Origin of the sequence: Kitasatospora sp. NPDC048722, from assembly GCF_040650235.1 — a bacterium.
Classification (GTDB): Bacteria; Actinomycetota; Actinomycetes; order Streptomycetales; family Streptomycetaceae; genus Kitasatospora.
This window is the reverse complement of sequence record NZ_JBEZGX010000034.1, coordinates 1-18,735: the sequence shown is the minus strand read 5'-3', so window position 1 is coordinate 18,735 and position 18,735 is coordinate 1. Positions and strand designations below refer to the sequence as shown.

Here is an 18,735-nt window from a genome sequence, read left to right as displayed (position 1 = left end):
CATGGTCCCGTTCTACTACCTGCGGTCACCACGGGGGAGCGCCGGGGCGCCACCGTTCCCGAATGGTCTCCGCCGCCTGGGCCGGTCGGCCCTCGCGCCGGGGGCACGGCCTGCCTAGCGTTGGAGCAGGGTTCGATCGCCGGGCCCGAGGAGGAGCCATGACACCCGTGAGTTCGGACGGCCCGCGCCGTCCCGTCGTCCTCGGCGTCGACGCGCTCGACACCGGCCGGATGACCGCTGCCTGGGCCGCCGACGAGGCCGAACGCCGCGGGCTGCCGCTGCGGCTGGTGCACGCCGTCCCGTCCCTGTTCCGCGAGTTCCGGGCCTTCGACGAGGGCCGGTACCACAAGGCCCTGCGCCAGCGCGCCGACGAGGCGCTCGACCGGGCCGCGGGCACGGCGAGGGAACGGCACCCGGGCCTGGAGATCGTCACGGCCGTCGAGGAGGACCTGCCGGCGCTGGTGCTGTGCCGCGAGTCCGCCCACGCGGAGCTGATCGTGCTCGGATCCCGGCGGTTCAACTGGGCCCAGGAGGCGCTGAGCGCGTACTCGGTGACCGTCCCGGTGAGCGCCCAGTCCCATTGCCCGGTCGTGGTCGTCCGCGACCCCGAGCACGTCACCCAGGACCCGCCCTACGTCGTGGTCGGCGTGGACGGCAGCCCTTCCTCGGAGACCGCCGTCGACTTCGCCTTCGACCTCGCCGCCGAACGCCGGGCCGCCCTGCGCGCCGTCTGGGTGTGGCAGCGCCCGCCGGTCGGCAACCTCGACGAGCTCACCACCGAACACACCCTCCGCCGGCTGCTCTTCGAGTCCACCGCCGGGCGGCACGAGCGGTACCCCGACGTGTCGGTGACCCACGAACTGGTGCACGGGCACCCGGTCGAAGAGCTGGCGGCCGTCTCCGAGCACGCCCTCGCGATCGTCGTCGGCCGCCGCGGCCGCGGCGGCTTCACCGGCATGCGGATCGGCTCCGTCCCGCACGGCCTGCTGCACCGCGCGCACTGCCCGATCGTGACGGTGCCCACTCCCCCGCACTGAGCCGGCACGTGTTCCGAGGAGGAAGCCGTGGTCGTGAACCCTCCGGTCGTCGTCGGGTTCGACGGCTCACCCGAAAGCCTCGCCGCCACCGAGTGGGCCCTCCACGAGGCACGGCGCCGCGCGTGCCCCCTCACGCTCCTCCAGGCCTGGCCCTGGCCACGGCGGGACGTGGTGGGGAGCGACGAGACCTACCGCCGCAGCGTGGAACGGCTCTCAGCCCGAGAAGCCGAACTGCACGCCCTGGAGCTCGGCGTGCCGATCAGCTCCTCGCACGTCCGCGCCGAGCCGGCCGAGGCGCTGGAGGAGGCCGCGCGCAGCGCCGCCGTGCTGGTGCTCGGCTCGCGGGGGCTGGGTGCCGTGCACGGCTACCTGACCGGCTCGGTGAGCCAGGAGGTGCTGGGCCGCGCGGCCTGTCCGGTGGCGCTCGTCCGGGCCGGGGAGAGCGGGGGCGAGGGCGCCGTGCTGACGGGCCTCGACCTCGCGCACCCGGCGGACGAGGTGCTGGCCTTCGCCTTCGAGGCCGCCGCCACCCGCGGCGCGCCGCTGCGCGTCATCCACGCCTGGACACCGCCGGCCCTCCGCGACTACCTGACGTTCGACACGATCGGCGGGCTGGAGGAGGGGCTCTCCGAGGCCGAACGGGCCCGGTTCACCGCGATCGTCGAGCCCTGGCGGAGCCGCCATCCGGAGGTGGACGCGACCTGCGAACCGATCCTCGGCAACGCATCCGCCGTCCTCGTGGAGGCGGCCGGGACCGCCCGCCTGCTCGTCCTCGGCCGCCGCACCCGCCACCACCCGCTCGGCTCCCGCCTCGGCCCGGTGGCCCACGCCGCGATCCACCACGCCGGCTGCCCGGTGGCGGTCGTCCCGCACGGCTGACCCGGGACCGTCCGGCATCCGGATCCGGGCCGAACGGCCCGCGCGCGACCGTCCGGCCGGCGCGAACCTGGTGGTGACGAAAGGTGGAGACGATGCACACCGTGATCGTGTACGAGAGCATGTACGGGAACACCCGCGAGATCGCCGAGGCGATCGCCGAGGGCGTCCACCAGGCCGACCCCGCCGCGGACGTCGACTGCCTCCCGGTGGCCGAGGCCGGCCCGGACGTGACGCGCACCGCGGACCTGTTGGTGGTCGGCGGCCCGACCCACATGCGCGGCATGTCCTCCGGGCTCAGCCGCCATCTGGCCGTCTCGGCCGAGAACCGCAAGGAGGGCCACGAGGACGCCGCCGCCGAGGCCCGCGAGACCGCCGAGGGACCGGGCCTGCGCTCGTGGTTCCACAACCTCCCCGAGACCGAGTCCGGCACCCACGCCGCCGCGTTCGACACCCGCGGCGCGACCGCCGGATCCGGCAGTGCCGCCAAGGGCATCGCCCAGCGGCTCTCCCACCACCGCTACGACGTGGTCGCCGAGCCCGAGGGCTTCATCGTCGACGGCGTCGACGGCCCGCTGCACGCCGGCGAGCTCGACCGCGCCCGCGCCTGGGGTGCGGCTCTGGTCTGACCGGCCCCGTGCCGTCCGCGAAGGGGAGAGCATGCAGCACCGCACCGTCCGCGACGTGATGACCCCGGAGGTGGTCGTCGCCCACCGCGAGACCACGTTCAAGGAGATCGCCGTGCTGCTCCGGCACCACCGCATCTCCGCCGTCCCGGTCGTCGACGAGCGGAACCGCCCGGTCGGGCTCGTCTCCGAGGCCGACCTCGTCCGCAAGGAGTCCGCCCTCCTCGGCGAGGACCGCCCACTCGCCCGCGGACTCCACCCGCACCGGCACCACCTCGGGGAGGCGGAGCTGGCCGAGGAGCTGATGAGCAGTCCGGCCGTCACGGCGGATCCGGAGTGGAACCTGGTCGAGACCGCCAAGGTCATGGACCGCCGACACCTCAAGCGGTTGCCCGTGGTGGACGGCGAGGGCCGGCTGATCGGCATCGTCAGCCGCGCCGACCTGCTGAAGCCGTTCCTGCGCGAGGACGCCGAGATCCGCGCGGAGATCACCGGCGACGTCCTGCTCGACGCGCTGTGGCTCCCTGCGGGCGACGTCGAGGTCACCGTCGAGGACGGGGTGGTCACGCTGACCGGCACGGTCGAACGCCGGAGTCTCGTCCCGCTCGTCGAGGAGATGTGCCGCTCGCTCGACGGGGTGGTCGCCGTCCGCCAGTCGCTCGACTACCGGACCGACGACACGGACACCGCCGGCGCACCGCCGAACGTCCGTGCGGCGCCCCGCCCTTGAGTCCCACCACAGGGGGCGGGCCGGAGCCGGGCCCGCCCCGCAGGCGTCGACGCGGGCCCGGCTCCCGTCGTCCGGCGGGCCCGGGGGCCTTGGCGACCGCCCGCCCCGGCCCCCCGCACGTGCCCGTTCGCCTCGGTCGCCCAGGGCCGATCGGCCCCAGCCCCCTTCGCCCCCGCCGGGCCAGGCTGGAGGTGGAGATCCGCTCAGCGGAGGTGGGCGGTCAGCTGTGGACATGAGCCACCGGGCCACCGGCCCGGACCGAGGAGGCGACATCATGGCCGGAGGAACGATCGTCGTGGGCGTGGACGGTTCCGAACAGTCCCGGCGGGCCCTGCGCTGGGCCGTACGCCAGGCCTGGCTGACCGGCGCCCGGCTGGAGGCGGTCCTCGCCTGGGAACCGCCGTTCTCCGGAACGGGCGCAAGCGTGGCGGCCGATGGTCCCCGCAACCTCCAGGACATCGCGGAGAAGGTCCTGGCCGAGAGCGTCGACAAGGCCGTGGGGCCGGAACCCCCGGTCGCGATCAACGCCCGGGCCGAGGAGGGCACCCCGGCCCAGGTGCTCCTGAAGGCGGCCGGTGACGAGAGCGTGACCCTCCTGGTCGTCGGCAGCCGCGGGCTGGGAGGCTTCACGGGCGCCCTCCTGGGATCCGTCAGCGAGTACTGCGCCCAGCACGCGCCGTGCCCGGTGACGATCGTGCGCGGTCGCTAGGCCCCTCCGTCCGGCGGCGGCCTCGGTACCCCGGGGAACGCTCGGCCGGCCGGATGCCTCGGAAGGTCCCGTGCCCGAACCCCGCACGCAACCGCTGAGGGTCCCGGGCGAGCCGCGTCCACGGCCCTAGCCGTACCGGCCGTCGCCCGTGCCCCCCGTCCGGTCCGCGGCCCAGCGGCGACGGACCGCGTCCTCGTGCTCGGTCTGCTCGACGGCCTGCTCCACGGCCGCGAGCTCGGCGGTCAGGCGCGGGATCCAGTGCCGGCGCAGGGCCCGGACCCGGCGGCGGGTCCGGGCCGCCTCCTCCTCGACCATCCGGGCCGCCGTCCGGTGCGCGGCGTAGGCGGCGGCCGCCCGGACCGCCTCGCGGTAGGCCCCCTCGGCGTGCGCGAGCGCGGTGTTGCCCGGGGCCGGCTCGTACGGGGCACGGATCGCGTCCGTGCACGAGGCACCGGACGGATGGCGCACGCCCATGGACACGGTCCACTCGACGACCACGTCCGCGCGTCCGGCCACGGCCGCCGCAGCCGGCCCGCCCTCGCCGCTCACCAACAGGCCGCGCAGGAGCCACGTCTGCGCTTCGGTCCACCGCTCCCGCCACTGCGCCTCGGCCCTCTCCGCGTCCTGCTGGAGCCTCCCGTGCCGTTCGAGCAGCACCTGGAGCTTGCGGTCGAGCAGGTCCGCCCCGCGACGGGCGACGTGCAGCCCGTGCCGCAGCCGCAGCCGGGCGGCACGACCCTGCGGGGTGGGCCGGCGCCCGGTCATGACGCGCCGTGCGCGTCGAGCTGCTCGGGCGGCAGCATCGTGAGCTGGCTGCGGGGCAGGGTGAGCAGGACGTCCCAGGCCCGGTCCAGTGCCTCCGCCAACGGCCGGTTCTCGTCCGGCCGCTGGGCGAGGAACCGCACCGGGAAGGCCTCGTCCAGGTCGAGGTGGCGCAGGTCGGCCGGGCTCAGCGCCGAACGGCCGACGAGGTCGGCGAGTTCACGCACCTGCCGGGCCCGTGCGAGCGCGGCCAGCAGCTGCGCGGCCACGTCGAGGTGGTCGGACCTGGTCCGGCCCGGCCCGGCGCCCTTGCGCATCAGCCTGGAAAGTGACGAGAGCGGGTCCACCGGCGGGTACACGCCGCGCGCGTGCGCCTCCCGGGAGAGCACGATCTGCCCCTCCGTGATGTAGCCGGTCAGGTCGGGCACCGGGTGGGTGATGTCCCCGGCGGGCATGGTGAGCACCGGCAGGAGGGTCACCGAACCGGGCCGCCCCCGGATCCGGCCGCAGCGCTCGTAGAGCGAGGCCAGGTCGCTGTAGAGGTACCCCGGGTAGGCACGCCGGGCGGGCACCTCACCGCGCGCCGCGGACACCTCGCGGAGGGCCTCGGCGTACGCGGTCATGTCGGTCATCACCACCAGGACGTGCCGTCCGCCCTCGAAGGCCAGGTGCTCGGCCACGGTGAGGGCGATGCGCGGGGTGAGCACCCTTTCGATCACCGGATCGTCCGCGGTGTTCAGCAGGAGCGTCAGCTCCCCGGCGCCGGAACGCCCGGCGAGTCCGTCGCGGACGAACGCCCCGTCCGCGTGCGTGAGGCCCATGGCGGCGAACACCACGCTGAAGGCCTCGCCGCCGCTGACGGCCTGGGCGGCCACCTGCACCGCGAGTTCGAGGTGGGGCAGTCCGGCGGCCGAGAACACCGGCAGCTTCTGCCCCCGCACCAGCGTGGTGAGCACGTCGATCGCTCCGACCCCGGTCAGCACCGGTTCGGCGGGCGGCTCGCGCCGGACCGGGTTGACGGGGGCGCCGCCGACCGGCGCCGACACGGGGCCGAGGACCGGCGGACCGCCGTCGATCGGCTCGCCCCTGCCGTTGCACACCCGGCCGAGCCAGGCGGGACCGACCGGTACGCGCAGGGGCTCGCCGGTGAAGGCGGCCCGGGTGGCGGCCGGGTCCATGCCCGCGGTGCCCTCCAGCACCTGCACCACCGCGAGGTCCCGGTCGACCTCCAGGACGAGGCCGTGGCGCCGCTCGCCCGAGCCGAGGGTGATCCCCACGAACTCGTCCCACCCCACGCCGGTCACGCCGCCCAGCACGAGGAGCGGTCCGCGCAGCTCCCGCACGTCCGTGAACTCGACCTCGCCGGGGCCCGTCACCGCGGCTCCCGCGGCGGCCGCGGCTCGCCGAGCGCACTCAGCACCGCCGCGAGGCCGGCGGCCACGGCGTCGGTGTCCCGAGGCCCGGCGGCCTCGCGGGCCCGCAGGAGCGGGGTGTAGTCGGTCTCCTCGACCGTCTCCGCGGGCGTGCCGGCGCCGACCAGCTCGCGGCACCGCTCGACCGCGGTGAGCACGGCGTCGGCGAGGGCCGCCGTCTTCTCCGGGGAGCAGTAGGCGTCGTGCGCCGACAGCGCGCTCTGCTGGAGCAGTCCTTCGCGGACCAGCCGCCCGGCGAGCACGCTGACCCGCTCCGGCCCGGGGAGCGCGGTGATGCCGACCAGGTCGACCAGGTCGGACAGCCGGTCCGCCTCGGCGAGCAGCGCGGCGACGCGGGCGCGGCGCCCGGCCCAGGCCGGGTCGTCCGCCCGTGCGTGCGCCGCGCCGAGTGCGGCGGCGTCGCGGGAGAAGGAGCCGGACCACGACAGCGCCGGATAGTGCCGCGCGTAGGCGAGTTCGCGGTCGAGCGTCCACAGTCCGCGGACGAAGCGCTCGGTGTGGGCGGTGACGGGCTCGGTCAGGTCCCCGCCGGGCGGGGAGACCGCGCCGAGCACGGTGACGGACCCGTGGAGGCCGCCGAGCGTCCGCACCGCCCCGGCGCGTTCGTAGAACGCCGCGAGCTCGGAGGCGAGTCCGGCCGGATACCCCTCCTCGGCCGGCAACTCCCCCATCCTGGAGGAGAATTCGCGCAGCGCCTCGGCCCAGCGGGAGGTCGAGTCGGCGATCAGGACGACATCCAGGCCCATGTCGCGGAAGTACTCGGCGACCGTCGCGCCGGTGTGCACGCTCGCCTCCCGGGCCATCATCGGCATGTTGGAGGTGTTGGCGATCACCACCGTGCGCTCGACCAGTCGGCCACCGGTCCTCGGGTCGTCCAGTTCCGCGAACTCCGCCATGACGTCCGCCAGTTCGTTGCCCCGCTCGCCGCAGCCGACGTAGACGATGACGTCGGCGTCGCACCACTTGGCGATCTGCTGGAGCAGGACGGTCTTCCCGGTGCCGAAGCCGCCGGGCACCGCGACCGTCCCGCCACGGGCCACCGGGAAGAGCAGGTCGATCACCCGCTGGCCGGTGTGCAGCGGTTCGGCGGCGTCCAGCCGTTCCCGTACCGGCCGGGGCGTGCGGATCGGCCAGTCGGCGACGGCCGGGACCGGCGAGCCGCCCACCACGGCGAGCACCTCGTCCGCGCGGTACGGGGCCCGGGGAGCGATCCACTCCACGCGTCCGGACGCGTCCGGCGGCACCAGGAGCCGCAACGGCACCGATCCGCCCGTCCACTCGCCGAGCGCCCCGCCCGGCGCCGCTTCCTCGCCGGGCGCTGCCGTGGGGACGAAGTGCCGGGTGCCGGCGTCGGCGCCGGTCCCGCCGCCGGGGAGCAGCCAGTCCCCGGCCCCGGCGAGCGGCCTCAGCAAGCCGTCGAACACGCCCCCGAGCAGCCAGGGACCGAGCCGCACCCGCAGCGGCCGGCCGGTCGGGCGCGCCGGATGCCCCGGGGCCAGCCCGCCGGTGTACTCGTACGCCTGCACGCTCGCGGTGCCCCCGGCGATGGCCACCACCTCGCCGGGCAGGCCCTCGCGACCGAGGAGCACCACGTCGTGCATGGCGACGCCGCCGTCGCACACCACCTCGACGAGGGGGCCGGCGACCCGCCGGATCCTCGCCGCGTTCGGGTCAGTCATCCGACCGCCCTGCTTCCCGGCCGGGCGGTACCGCGGCACCGGCCACCGCGGCCGGTTGACCGACCGGCGGCACCGTGTCAGCCATCGGGCCTCCCCTCGGCGTCGTCGGGCTGCCAGAGCGTGCCGGCGTCCGGTCCGAGCCGTTCGAGCGCGCGGCGCACGAGCGCGGGCAGTCCGAAGTCCACCAGGCGCCCGGGCGCGGTGGCGATCAGCCCGCCGGCCGGGTGGGCGGTGATCCGGGCGTCCGCTCCGAGCAGGTCCCGGACCCGCCCGGCCAGTGCCCGTGCCACGCCGGGATCGGCGTCGAACCGCTCACGGAGACGCTCGGCGACCCGACGGGACAGTTCGGCGTAGGCCTCCCCCTGGGCCGCCAGCTCGCGCGTCCGGGCTTCGCGGGCGGCCCGGGCGACCTCCGCCGCGGCCGCGGCCTCCCCCTCCTCCGTCCCCGCCCGGACGGCCATGGCCAGCACGGCAGTCGCCTCGACGCGCGCGGCGGCGAGGGCGCCTTCCGCGTCGCGACGGGCTGCGGCGACGACTCCCTCCGCGTCGGCCCGCGCGGCGCGCAGCAGTTCGGCCCGGACGGGGGCGAGCGCGTCGCTCCCGCCGGGACTTCCGGTGTCGGCGGCAGGTCCGTCGGCGGCAGGTCGGTCGCCTCCGGTCGCGCGGAGCCCGTCGGCGGCTCGGGTCCCGCGCCCGGGACGGCCGCGGCCGCCACCTGCCGGTCCGCCGTCGAGGGTTCCACGGCGTCCGTTCCCGCCCACGCCGTCGCCCCGGGCCGGGTGTCCCGACCGGCCGCCGACGTCCGGCCCCTTCACGGCAGCACCACGGTCAGGGGCTCGGTCGTGTCCAGCCTGGCCGCGCCGAGCGCCCGCGCGGCCGCCCGGCCGACCAGGACCAGCGCCGTCCCTCCGGGCAGGGCTTCCCAGGCGGCCACGGCGTCCTCCGGCCGCTCGGCGACGAGCACGGTGACGCCGGCCATGACCAGCCCGGCCACCTCGGTCCGCGCCCCGATGGCGACCACGCCGCCCATGCTCAGGCCTTCCCGATCAGCAGGACGGCCACCACCAGCCCGTACACCGCGATGCCCTCGGCCAGGCCGACGATCACCATCGCCCGGCCGAAGAGCTCGGGCCGTTCGCTGATCGCGGCGATCGCCGCCGCCCCGGTGTACGCGACGGCGATCGCCGCGCCGATCGAGGCGCCGGCCACCGCGATGCTCGCCCCGATCAGCGCCGCCGAGCCCGACCCCGAGCCGCTCGCGGCGGCCGGCCCGGCCGCGTCGGCGGGACCGGTGAGCACGGTCACCAGCAGGACGAGTGCGCCGGCCAGGACCGCCGCGTTGACGCCCAGCAGCCAGCGCAGCGCCGCCCGGCCGCGTCGGCGCGCCAGCAGCCGAGCCGCACCCAACGCCGCCACGAGGACGGGCAACGCAACCAACCACGCGATCACCGGGACACCTCCGCACACAGAACCCGCATCCACCAGGACACCCCGAGCGGTCGGCACGGCGGGGCCCGGTACACCGACGGGGCCGCCCCCGGGGCGGCCGGCCACGACCTCACTGCGGCACCTCCGAACGCAGAACGGGTACGTGCCAGGGGCGGAAAGGGCGTCCCAGGCCTTGGAAGACGCGGGAGAACAACTCGTAGTACTCCAGGCGCAGCGCCTGGATCCCGGCGACGAGCGCCTCCAGCGCGAACGTCAGGACGGTGCCGACCGCGAAGAGCAGCGCCGCCGCGGGCGGGCCCCAGACGCCGTGCCCCGCCAGCGCGACGGTGCCGCGCCAGACCACCTGGCCGAGCGCCGCGTGGGTGAGGCCGAAGGCCGCCAGCCGGGAGAACGAGACCGTGTTCGCGAAGAGCCGCAGGACGGCGTCGAACAGCTCGACGGCCGTCTGCAGGGCCCCACCGGCCCCGCCGGCGCTCGTGGCGAACAGGCCCGCGGCGGCGAGCCCCAGTCCGGTCAGGAACAGCACCGCGCCACCGGCCGCGAGTCCGGGCGACCGCAGGAACGTCCCGCCGCCCGCGGCCACGAGGCCCAGGAAGACCGCCAGGCCCGCCACGCCCGACGTGGCGCAGAGGGCCGCCGCCGGGCCGCCCTCGCGCCACCGGTTCAACGCACCGGCCACGAGGGCGAGGGCGAGCAGCACTGCACCGAGGCCGACGGCCACCGCCAGCAGGCGCTCCGGCTGGTCCAGCGGCGACAGCCAGAGCACCGGCAGGACCCCGGTCGGTCCGAAGAACTCGCCGAACACCACGCCCGTCAGCGTGCTGCACAGTCCGGCCCCGGCCAGGAACGGCCACAGGTGGCGCAGCCGGGCGAGCCGCCGGGGCCGGCCGGTCCGCAGAACCAGCGCGAGCGCCATCAGCAGCAGGCCGTGCCCGGCGTCTCCGAACATGAGACCGAACATCGCGACGTACGCGATCCCGGCCGGCCAGGTCGGGTCGAGGTCGCGGTAGGGCGCCGCGCCGTAGGTGCGCACGAGCGGCGAGAAGGCGCGGCGCAGGAGGCCGCGGTCGCTCAGGAGCGTGGGCGGATCGACGCCGCGCGGTGCGCGCAGCGGGACGAGGGCGCCCCCGGTGGCGGCCAGCGCCTCCGCGAGCCGGTCGACCCGGTCCACCGGGCACCACCCGGCGAGCGCGGCCGCCTCACCCCTGCGGACGGCGCTCGCGGCCCGCTCCTCCACCTGGGCCTCACCCGCGAGGAGGTCGTGCCGCGCGCCCTGCTCCAGCCGGTCGAGGTCCGGCGGGGTGTCGGACAGGGCCGCCGGGCTGCGCCCTCCGGCGGGCAGTCGGCGCAGCCGTCGGGCGGCCGGGCCGGGGACGGCGTCCTCGATCCGGTCGACCTCGACGCAGCCCGCGTCCGCGACCAGCAGGAGGGTTTCGCGCAGCGCGGCGGCCGGGGCGACGATCGCCACCCGCTGCATCCGCGTCGGCGTCATCGCCTCAGCCCAGCGCATCGGCCGCCTCCGGTGCCGCTCCGCCGTGCGCGGCCAGTTCCAGCGCGGCGCGGACGCGCCAGGCGTCCGCGGACAGGACGGCGACGGCGCCGACGACGGGTGCGAGCCCGTACCGCGCTCCGCGCAGGAGGTCGTGGCCCTCCCGGTCGAGGACCGCCCACCACCGGGTCTCGGCCCGCCACAGGTCTGCGGGGGCCACGATCCCGTCCAGCGCCCATCGCGCGTCCGCCGGCAGTGCGCGGCGGTACTCGTCGAACGACGCGGCGGCCACGGCTCGGGGCCCGAGCAGGCCCGAGGCGCGCCGACCGGCGCTCGCGGGCAGCGGGCGGCCGGTGACGAACAGGGTGCGCGCCGTCAGGAGGGCGGCCCGGCCCTGCGCCCACCGCCGCGCGGGCGGCACGGTCCCCGCCGTCCGGTGGGCCGCCGACATGCGGAGGGCCACCGCCACGGTCGCCGGGTCGGCGCCCCCGGGGTCGCCCCACGCCGAGGCTGCCAGGGCCAGGCGCAGTTCCTCGGGCGTGCGCGCGAGGGCGGCCCGGTGCCAGGCGGTGGCCAGTGCGCCGAGGGCGTACGGGGGGTTCGGCGGCGTCCCGGTGAAGGAGCGCAGCAGGTCTTCGACGTTGGCGGCCTCGAAACCGGCGGCGAGGGCCCGTAGGGCCTGCGCCCCGCTGCGGGGCAACCAGCCGGCGAGCACCCGCAGGTGCCACAGCAGCGTGGCGGAGACCGCCCGCTGGGCCTCCGTCAGGTCCGGATCGGGCGGGAGGAAGCGCCGGTAGGGCGTCGCGGCCAACAGCCGCAGCGCTTCGGCGGGTCCGGCGGCGGCCGCGAGTGCCCTCGCGCCGTCCCGGCCGAGGCCGCGCGAGAGCAGCCCCCGGGCCCTGGTCACTCCGCCGACCCAGCCTGCTGCCACGGATGCCTCCCCGGTCCCTCGGACGGCTCCAGCTCCAGCGCCAGCGCCACCGCCCGCTCGACCAGCGCCGGCATCCGCTCACCGGTCCTGGCCCGGACCAGTGACACGGCCTGCTCCCCCGCCGCGGACAGTTCGGCTGCCCGGACCTTCGCCGCGTTCCCGGCCGCGGCGGCCGCTTCCGCCCGGACCTTCGGCGCCCGGGCGTGGGCGAGCTCGACGATCCGTGCCGCGTTGCGGGCGGCCTCCTGCCGGACGCGTTCGGCCTCCTGTGCGCCCTCGGCCCGGACGGCCTCCGCTTCGACCTGGGTCCCCGTCAGTCCACCGAGCGGCTTCTCCAGCTCGGCGGCGAGTTCTGCGGCCCGGTCGGCGGGCACTCCGACGGTCGGCGCCCCGGGCGTGCCGGTCGGGCGGAACCGCGCGAGGAAGTCCCGGAACCGCACCATTCGAGCCCTCCAGCCGATCCGGCCCCTCCTCCAGCATCCGGCCGAAGCGGCCGGATGTCGCCCCGGACTGGACCGACCGCCGGGCACGCGGGCGGAAGCGGCCCGGGGCGGCCTGCGGTGCCCGGAAGCCGAGGACGGTGCCCTCGCCCTGGCGGCAGAGGCCGAGTGCGCCCGGTGCTCGCTGCGGCCACGGCTGTGAGCGCGGGGGGCCGGGGTGACACTGGTCGGGGGGCCGCAGACGGGAGTGGACGGATGCCTGGTGGCGGAGACGACGCGTACCGCGTCCTGATCACCGAGCTGGCCGGCCTGGTCAGGCTCGCGCACGGCGCCCTCCTGGGCGCCACGGCCGTGCTCACGGACCCGACGGGTGACACCGGCGGGATCCCGGCGGCGGAGAAGGCCCTCGCGGAGCTGCACGACCGGATCGAGGAGGACGCCGCCGGCACGTTCGGCGGACGGGCCGAGGTCGTCGTCGGTGTCCACGTGGGCACCGGGGCGGAGGCCCTGGGACAGCTGGCGCAGCGGTTGCTGGAAGTGGCTTGGGCGCGGCAGGAGCGGGCGCCCTTCGACGAGCGGCTGCGCACCCCGCTGGGCGGGATCGCCGACACGGCACTGGACGTGGTCGCCCGGGCGGCCGACGCCCTGGAGTCCGGCACGCCCGAGGATGTCGCGGACGTGCTGGCGGGGCTGCACGAGGCCGGGCAGCGCCAGCGGCTGCTCTACGAGCTGCTGGGCGGGGACGTGAGCCTCGACCCGGCCGACGCCGCCGACCTCGTGCTGCTGTCCTGCTGCTACCAGCAGTGCGCCGAGCACGCCGGGTCGATCGCGCGTCACGCCGTGCTGTTCGCACGCCGGGTTTCACGGGAGGCCGGCGAGGGCGGTCGCCTGCAGTAGCAGCCGTCGCGTCGGCTCGTGCACGACCACCCCTCGACGGGTGACCAGCATCGGGCCGAGGACCGGGTCCGTCCCGGGGTCCGCGCCCCGCAGGAGCCGGGCGAGCAGTGCGAGGACGTTGTGGGCGTACGCGCGCGAGGCGGTCGCGGGCACCTGGGCCGCGAGTTCCCCGGCGCCGATCACCGTCACCCCGTCGCCGACCAGCGTGGTCGTGTCCGGCAGAACGCTCTCGACGTTTCCGCCCCCGGGGCCTGCGGCGAGGTCCACCAGCACCGAGCCCGGCCGCATGGCCGCCACCGCCGCCGTGGTCAGCAGGACCGGGGGCCGCGTCCGGCCGGGGAGCCCGAGCTCGGTGACCACGAGGTCGTGGTGACGGGCGGCCTCCGCGAGCCCGGCCCTCCAGGCGGAGAGCCCGTGGTCCAGGGCCGCCCTCAGTTCCCGGTCGTCCGGTACCGGGTGCAGGCCGGGCAGGTCGAGCAGCTCGACCCCCAGGGCGGCCACCGCGGCCCGCTCGCGGCGGCGCAGTTCGACGACGCGCACCGGAGCGCCGAGACGGCGGGCCGTGTCGGCCGCCTGGAGGCCCGCGTGGCCCGCGCCGGCCACGAGGACCCGGACCGGGTCGAACAGCCCGCCCGCCGCGCCCCAGGGCGGCAGGCAGCGGTCCAGGCGGGCGGCGGCGAGCAGCACCGCCCGGTAGCCCGCCACCCTGGCCTGAGAGGCCTCGGCGTCCAGCGGGTAGGCGTCGGCCCGGTCGGGCGGCGCCAGGTCGAGACCGATCGCCGTGACGTCGCGCGCCGCCCAGTCCCGGACGGCGTACGGGATCCGCTGCGGGCGCAGCATCGCGGCCATCACGGTTCCCGGGCGCAGGTCGCGGGCCCGGGCGCCGGTCGGCGGGTGGACACCGAGGAGCACGTCCGCCCGGCGCAGCAGTTCGGCCCGGCCGGCGACGGCGGCACCCGCGGCACGGTAGTCGGCGTCGTGGTGCCCGGCACGGGCGCCGGCGCCGGGCTCGACCAGGACCGCCGCGCCGAGGCGGCCGACGTCCGGTACGAGGCCGGGGACGAGGGCCACCCGGCGCTCACCCGGGACGGTCTCCCTGAGCACTCCCACCAGCGTGACCATCGCGTCCTCCCGGGGTCGGCCCGCACGGCCAGTATGTCCCGTTTGCCCGCCCCCTTCGCGTGGTCGGATACTCGTGCACGGACGACCGCCCGAAGCACGGCGGAAGGAGCCGGGCATGGCCGGATCCAGGGGCTGGCAGTTCTGGGTGGACCGGGGCGGGACCTTCACCGATGTCGTCGCGCTGGCCCCGGACGGCCGCCTGCTGACCCACAAACTGCTCTCGCACGATCCGATCCGCCACCGCGATCCGGCCGTGGCCGGGATCCGGGCCCTGCTGCCTCCGGGCGCCCGGATCGACTCGGTGCGGATGGGCACCACCGTGGCCACCAACGCCCTGCTGGAACGCACCGGCGAACCGACCGTACTGGTCGTCACGCGCGGCTTCGCGGACGCGCTGCGGATCGGTTACCAGAACCGCCCGCACATCTTCGCCCGCGAGATCGTCCTGCCCGATCCGTTGTACGCGCGGGTGGTCGAGGTGGACGAGCGGATCACCGCGGACGGCACGGTGCTGCGCCCGCCGGACCTGGAGCGCCTCGCCGCGGACCTGCGCGACTGCCTCGGCGCCGGCGTCCGCGCCGTCGCCGTGGCGTGTCTGCACAGCTACCTGTACCCCGCGCACGAGCAGGCGATCGGTCGGCTCGCCGACCGGCTCGGCTTCGCCCAGGTGTCCCTCTCCAGCGAGGTGAGCCCGCTCATGAAACTGGTGCCGCGCGGGGACACCACCGTGGTGGACGCGTACCTCTCCCCCGGGCTGCGCCGCTACGTGCGCCGGGTGGCGAACGAACTGGCCGGTGTACGGCTGATGTTCATGCAGTCCAACGGGGGCCTGGCCGAGGCCGGGCACTTCCGGGGCAAGGACGCGATCCTCTCCGGCCCGGCGGGTGGCATCGTCGGCATGGTGCGGATGTCCCGGCTCGCGGGATTCGAGCAGGTGATCGGCTTCGACATGGGCGGCACGTCCACCGACGTGTCGCACTACGCGGGCGAGTACGAGCGGGTGGTGACCACCCGGGTAGCGGGGGTGCGGTTGCGGGCGCCGATGCTCGCGATCCACACCGTGGCGGCGGGCGGCGGCTCGGTGCTGCGCTACGACGGCGAACGCCTGCGGGTCGGGCCCGACTCGGCCGGCGCCCACCCCGGCCCGGCCTGTTACCGCAACGGCGGGCCGCTCACCGTCACCGACGCCAACCTGATGCTCGGCCGCATCCAGGCCGGGCACTTCCCGCACGTCTTCGGGCCGGACGGCGACCAGCCGCTCGACGCCGGTCTGACGAGCCGTCTCTTCACCGCGCTGGCCGAAGAGCTAGGCGACCGGTCGGCGGAGGAGGCCGCCGAGGGCTTCCTGCGGATCGCGGTCGGGAACATCGCCAACGCCGTCAAGCGCATCTCCGTGCAACAGGGTCACGACGTCACCCGCTACGCCCTCACCACCTTCGGCGGCGCGGGCGGCCAGCACGCCTGCGCGGTCGCCGAGGCGCTGGGCATCCGCACCGTGCTGGTCCCGCCGATGGCCGGAGTGCTGTCCGCCCTCGGCATCGGCCTGGCCGACACCACCGTCCTGCGCGAACAGGCCGTCGAACGCGCCCTGGCGGCCGAGGAGATGACCGCCGTGCACGCGCTCGCCGACGAACTCGCCGCAGCGGCCACCAGCGAACTGCTCGACCAGGGCACCCCGCACGCGCGCATCCGGCTGACCCACCGGGCCAGACTGCGCTACGAGGGCACCGACACGGCGATCGGTGTCGCACTGGGCGAACCCGCCGGCATGCAGGCCGAGTTCGAGGAACGGCACCGGGCCACCTACTCCTTCCTCATGGAGCGTCCGCTCGTGATCGAGGCCCTCGTCGTCGAGGGCAACGGACTCACCGAGCAGCCCGAGCTGGACACGCTGCCGCCCGCGTCCGGGGCCGGGTCCACCACCGTGCCGCTCTACACCGGCGGCTCATGGCGCCGGGTCCCGCTGGTGGAAAGGGAGTCCATGCGGCCGGAGGACACCGTCGTCGGCCCCGCGATCATCGCCGAGGCCAACGCCACCACCGTCGTGGACGACGGCTGGCGGGCCACCGTGACGGCCGCCGGGCACCTCCTGGTCGAACGGGTCCGGGCCCCCGCGGACGAGTCCGTCCCGACCACCGCGGACCCCGTCCTCCTGGAGGTCTTCAACAACCTCTTCACCGCGATCGCCCAGCAGATGGGCGCCCGGCTGGAATCCACCGCCCAATCGGTCAACATCAAGGAGCGGCTCGACTTCTCCTGCGCCCTCTTCGACCCGGACGGCAACCTCGTCGCCAACGCCCCGCACATCCCCGTCCACCTCGGCTCGATGGGCGCCACCGTCAAGGAGGTGATCCGCCGCCGGGGCCCGGAGCTGCGCCCGGGTGACAGCTACGCCGTCAACGACCCGTACCACGGGGGCACGCACCTGCCCGACATCACCGTCGTGACACCGGTCTTCGACCCCTCCGGGCACGACATCCTCTTCTTCGTGGCCTCGCGCGGTCACCACGCCGAGATCGGCGGAATCACCCCGGGATCGATGCCCGCCACCAGCCGGGAGATCCACGAGGAGGGCGTTCTCCTCGACGACTGGCCGCTGGTCGTCGACGGACGGCTGCGCGAGGAGGAGACCGTGCGGCTGCTCACCGGGGCCCCGTACCCCTCGCGCGACCCGGCCACCAACCTCGCCGACCTGCGCGCCCAGATCGCCGCCAACCGCAAGGGCGTCGACGAGGTCGGCGCGATGATCGACCACTTCGGCCTCGACGTCGTCCAGGCCTACATGCGGCACGTCCAGGACAACGCCGAGCAGGCCGTGCGCCGGGCGATCGACGGCCTCTCCGACGGCGTCCACCGCTACGAGACGGACTCCGGCGCGGTGATCGCCGTCGAGGTGCGGGTGGACCGTGAACGGCGCAGCGCGACCATCGACTTCACCGGTACCTCGCCCCAGCTCGACACCAACCTCAACGCCCCCTCCGCCGTCGTCACCGCCGCCGTCCTCTACGTCTTCCGCACCCTCGTCGACGACGACATCCCGCTGAACGACGGCTGCCTGCGCCCGCTGCGGATCGTCGTGCCGCCCGGCTCGATGCTGGCACCGGAGTACCCGGCCGCCGTCGCCGCCGGCAACGTGGAGACCTCACAGGCCATCACCGGCGCGCTCTACGCCGCGCTCGGCGTCCAGGCGGAGGGCTCCGGCACCATGAACAACCTCAGCTTCGGCAACGATCACCACCAGTACTACGAGACCATCGCCTCCGGCTCCGGTGCCGGCCCCGGGTTCCACGGAGCCGACGCGGTCCAGACGCACATGACCAACTCCCGCCTCACCGACCCCGAGGTCCTGGAGTGGCGCCTGCCCGTCCTCGTCGAGGAGTTCGCCGTACGCTCCGGCAGCGGCGGCGGAGGCCGCCACCACGGCGGCAACGGCGCCCTGCGCAGGCTCCGCTTCCGCGAACCGATGACGGTGAGCATCCTCTCCGGCCACCGCCGCGTCCCCCCGTACGGCCTGGCCGGCGGCTCCCCCGGTGCCCTCGGCGCCAACCGGATCCTGCGCGTCGACGGCATCGTGGAGGTGCTCCCCGGCTGCGGCAGCGCCGACGTCGCGGCCGGCGACGCCCTGGAGATCCGGACCCCCGGTGGCGGTGGCTACGGGCGGCAGGACCCGGGCGGTCCGTCAACCGGATGACGCACCCACGGCGACCACCTGCGCCCCGGCGGGCCGGCTTGGTCGAACTCCCGCGTCCCGGAACCGGTCCGGAGCGCCGAGGTCAGTGCCGTACCGGGACGGTGGCGGCGAGCGAGGCGGCGAAGGCGGCGGCGTCGGTCTCGGCGCCGAAGTGGTGGATCACGTGTTCGCGGACGTGGTCCTGCTGGGCCTGGGTGAAGGCCGCACAGGCGTCGTGGACGACGTGGACGGTGTAGCCGCGGTCATGGGCCTCGCGCAGGGTCGACTCGACGCACACGTGGGTCGCGAAGCCGGCCAGGTACAGCTCGGTGACGCCGAGACGGCGCAGGATCTGGTCGAGGTCGGAGAACCCGGCGAAGGCGCTGGCACCGGCGCGCCCGCGCACGACCGCCTCGCCGGGAGCGGGCCGGAACGCCTCCGCGAACTCGGTCCCCGCCTCGCCCTCGATCCAGGTGCCGGCCTTCGGGATCGCGGCACGGAGGCCCAGGCGGGCCGGGGCCCAGCCCACGAGCTCCGGTGCGCCGGGGGTGAGGACGAGCGGCACGTGCACGACGGGCACGCCGTGCGCACGGGCGGCGGCCAGGGCGGCGGCCGCACCGCGCACGGCGGTGTCGAGGAGGTCCCGGTCCTCGACGAGGTGGTTGAGGCGGCCGTGCTCGGCATCGAGCCATTCGCGCTGGAACTCGATCAGGACGAGGGCGGCGTGGCGGCGTGCGGAGGGGGATGTCATGACCGGGCTCCTTGCTCGGAGAATTTCCAACTGGCGAGTTGGACTCTAGTGCCCGTACACCAGCGCGCCCGACCACCTGCCCCGGCTGGAGGACTACCACCGCGCACTCGACCGGATCGACGCCGACCTGCGGG

18 protein-coding genes are annotated in these 18,735 nt (G+C 76.0%); 7 read left to right on the top strand and 11 right to left on the bottom strand.

Features of this window, described 5'->3' with window-relative positions:
* Positions 1–158: 158 nt before the first annotated feature.
* From AB0C76_RS24090 to AB0C76_RS24070, 5 genes are all read left to right on the top strand, one after another.
* Complete coding sequence (locus AB0C76_RS24090) at positions 159–1,037, top strand: universal stress protein (RefSeq protein ID WP_359969049.1); 879 nt, start codon at positions 159–161, stop codon at positions 1,035–1,037.
* Positions 1,038–1,064: 27 nt separating this feature from the next.
* Positions 1,065–1,916, top strand: coding sequence for a universal stress protein (locus tag AB0C76_RS24085; RefSeq protein ID WP_359969047.1), 852 nt, complete (start codon positions 1,065–1,067; stop codon positions 1,914–1,916).
* Positions 1,917–2,008: 92 nt separating this feature from the next.
* Complete coding sequence (locus AB0C76_RS24080) at positions 2,009–2,542, top strand: flavodoxin domain-containing protein (RefSeq protein ID WP_359969044.1); 534 nt, start codon at positions 2,009–2,011, stop codon at positions 2,540–2,542.
* Positions 2,543–2,573: 31 nt separating this feature from the next.
* On the top strand, positions 2,574–3,269 hold the full coding sequence (locus AB0C76_RS24075; protein WP_359969041.1) for a CBS domain-containing protein: 696 nt from the start codon (positions 2,574–2,576) through the stop codon (positions 3,267–3,269).
* A 274-nt stretch (positions 3,270–3,543) separates the two neighbouring features.
* Entirely contained in the window at positions 3,544–3,978 is a 435-nt protein-coding gene (locus tag AB0C76_RS24070) for a universal stress protein (RefSeq protein ID WP_359969038.1), read from the top strand.
* A gap of 126 nt (positions 3,979–4,104) precedes the next feature.
* Here AB0C76_RS24070 and AB0C76_RS24065 read toward each other — a convergent pair whose 3' ends face one another.
* The 9 genes from AB0C76_RS24065 to AB0C76_RS24025 all read right to left on the bottom strand — a co-directional run bounded on the left by AB0C76_RS24065 (position 4,105) and on the right by AB0C76_RS24025 (position 12,164).
* On the bottom strand, positions 4,105–4,743 hold the full coding sequence (locus AB0C76_RS24065) for a V-type ATP synthase subunit D (RefSeq protein ID WP_359969035.1): 639 nt from the start codon (positions 4,741–4,743) through the stop codon (positions 4,105–4,107).
* A complete protein-coding gene (locus AB0C76_RS24060) occupies positions 4,740–6,116 on the bottom strand; it encodes a V-type ATP synthase subunit B (protein ID WP_359969032.1) in 1,377 nt (458 codons plus the stop codon). Before AB0C76_RS24060 ends, AB0C76_RS24065 begins: the two co-directional genes overlap by 4 nt.
* The gene (locus tag AB0C76_RS24055; RefSeq protein ID WP_359969030.1) at positions 6,113–7,852 is read right to left on the bottom strand and encodes a V-type ATP synthase subunit A; all 1,740 of its coding nucleotides are present in this window, start codon (positions 7,850–7,852) and stop codon (positions 6,113–6,115) included. The genes AB0C76_RS24060 and AB0C76_RS24055 overlap by 4 nt, the downstream gene beginning before the upstream one ends.
* 77 nt (positions 7,853–7,929) lie before the next feature.
* Complete coding sequence (locus AB0C76_RS24050) at positions 7,930–8,667, bottom strand: hypothetical protein (protein WP_359969027.1); 738 nt, start codon at positions 8,665–8,667, stop codon at positions 7,930–7,932.
* A complete protein-coding gene (locus AB0C76_RS24045) occupies positions 8,664–8,882 on the bottom strand; it encodes a hypothetical protein (protein ID WP_359969025.1) in 219 nt (72 codons plus the stop codon). Before AB0C76_RS24045 ends, AB0C76_RS24050 begins: the two co-directional genes overlap by 4 nt.
* A 2-nt stretch (positions 8,883–8,884) precedes the next feature.
* Positions 8,885–9,301: an ATP synthase subunit C gene (locus tag AB0C76_RS24040; RefSeq protein WP_359969022.1), complete on the bottom strand. Its 417-nt coding sequence runs from the start codon at positions 9,299–9,301 to the stop codon at positions 8,885–8,887.
* 109 nt (positions 9,302–9,410) lie between these two features.
* Positions 9,411–10,811 (bottom strand): V-type ATPase 116kDa subunit family protein, encoded by a 1,401-nt coding sequence (locus AB0C76_RS24035; protein WP_359969019.1) that lies wholly within the window; start codon positions 10,809–10,811, stop codon positions 9,411–9,413.
* The gene (locus AB0C76_RS24030) at positions 10,798–11,721 is read right to left on the bottom strand and encodes a hypothetical protein (RefSeq protein WP_359969016.1); all 924 of its coding nucleotides are present in this window, start codon (positions 11,719–11,721) and stop codon (positions 10,798–10,800) included. The genes AB0C76_RS24035 and AB0C76_RS24030 overlap by 14 nt, the downstream gene beginning before the upstream one ends.
* Positions 11,694–12,164: a hypothetical protein gene (locus AB0C76_RS24025; RefSeq protein WP_359969013.1), complete on the bottom strand. Its 471-nt coding sequence runs from the start codon at positions 12,162–12,164 to the stop codon at positions 11,694–11,696. The genes AB0C76_RS24030 and AB0C76_RS24025 overlap by 28 nt, the downstream gene beginning before the upstream one ends.
* A gap of 252 nt (positions 12,165–12,416) precedes the next feature.
* On the opposite strand from AB0C76_RS24025, the gene AB0C76_RS24020 reads away from it, so the two are divergent.
* Positions 12,417–13,058 carry a hypothetical protein gene (locus AB0C76_RS24020; RefSeq protein WP_359969010.1) on the top strand — a complete coding sequence of 214 codons (642 nt, stop codon included), beginning with the start codon at positions 12,417–12,419 and terminating at the stop codon, positions 13,056–13,058.
* Here the strand turns inward: AB0C76_RS24020 and AB0C76_RS24015 are convergent.
* The gene (locus tag AB0C76_RS24015) at positions 13,023–14,180 is read right to left on the bottom strand and encodes an NAD(P) transhydrogenase subunit alpha (RefSeq protein ID WP_359969007.1); all 1,158 of its coding nucleotides are present in this window, start codon (positions 14,178–14,180) and stop codon (positions 13,023–13,025) included. The two genes, AB0C76_RS24020 and AB0C76_RS24015, sit on opposite strands and share 36 nt — an antisense overlap.
* A gap of 115 nt (positions 14,181–14,295) precedes the next feature.
* On the opposite strand from AB0C76_RS24015, the gene AB0C76_RS24010 reads away from it, so the two are divergent.
* Positions 14,296–17,871, top strand: a complete 3,576-nt coding sequence (locus AB0C76_RS24010) for a hydantoinase B/oxoprolinase family protein (RefSeq protein WP_359969005.1) — start codon at positions 14,296–14,298, stop codon at positions 17,869–17,871.
* 82 nt (positions 17,872–17,953) lie between these two features.
* On the opposite strand, the gene AB0C76_RS24005 is transcribed toward AB0C76_RS24010, so the two are convergent.
* Entirely contained in the window at positions 17,954–18,601 is a 648-nt protein-coding gene (locus AB0C76_RS24005; protein ID WP_359969002.1) for an isochorismatase family cysteine hydrolase, read from the bottom strand.
* Between the last annotated feature and the right edge of the window lie 134 nt (positions 18,602–18,735).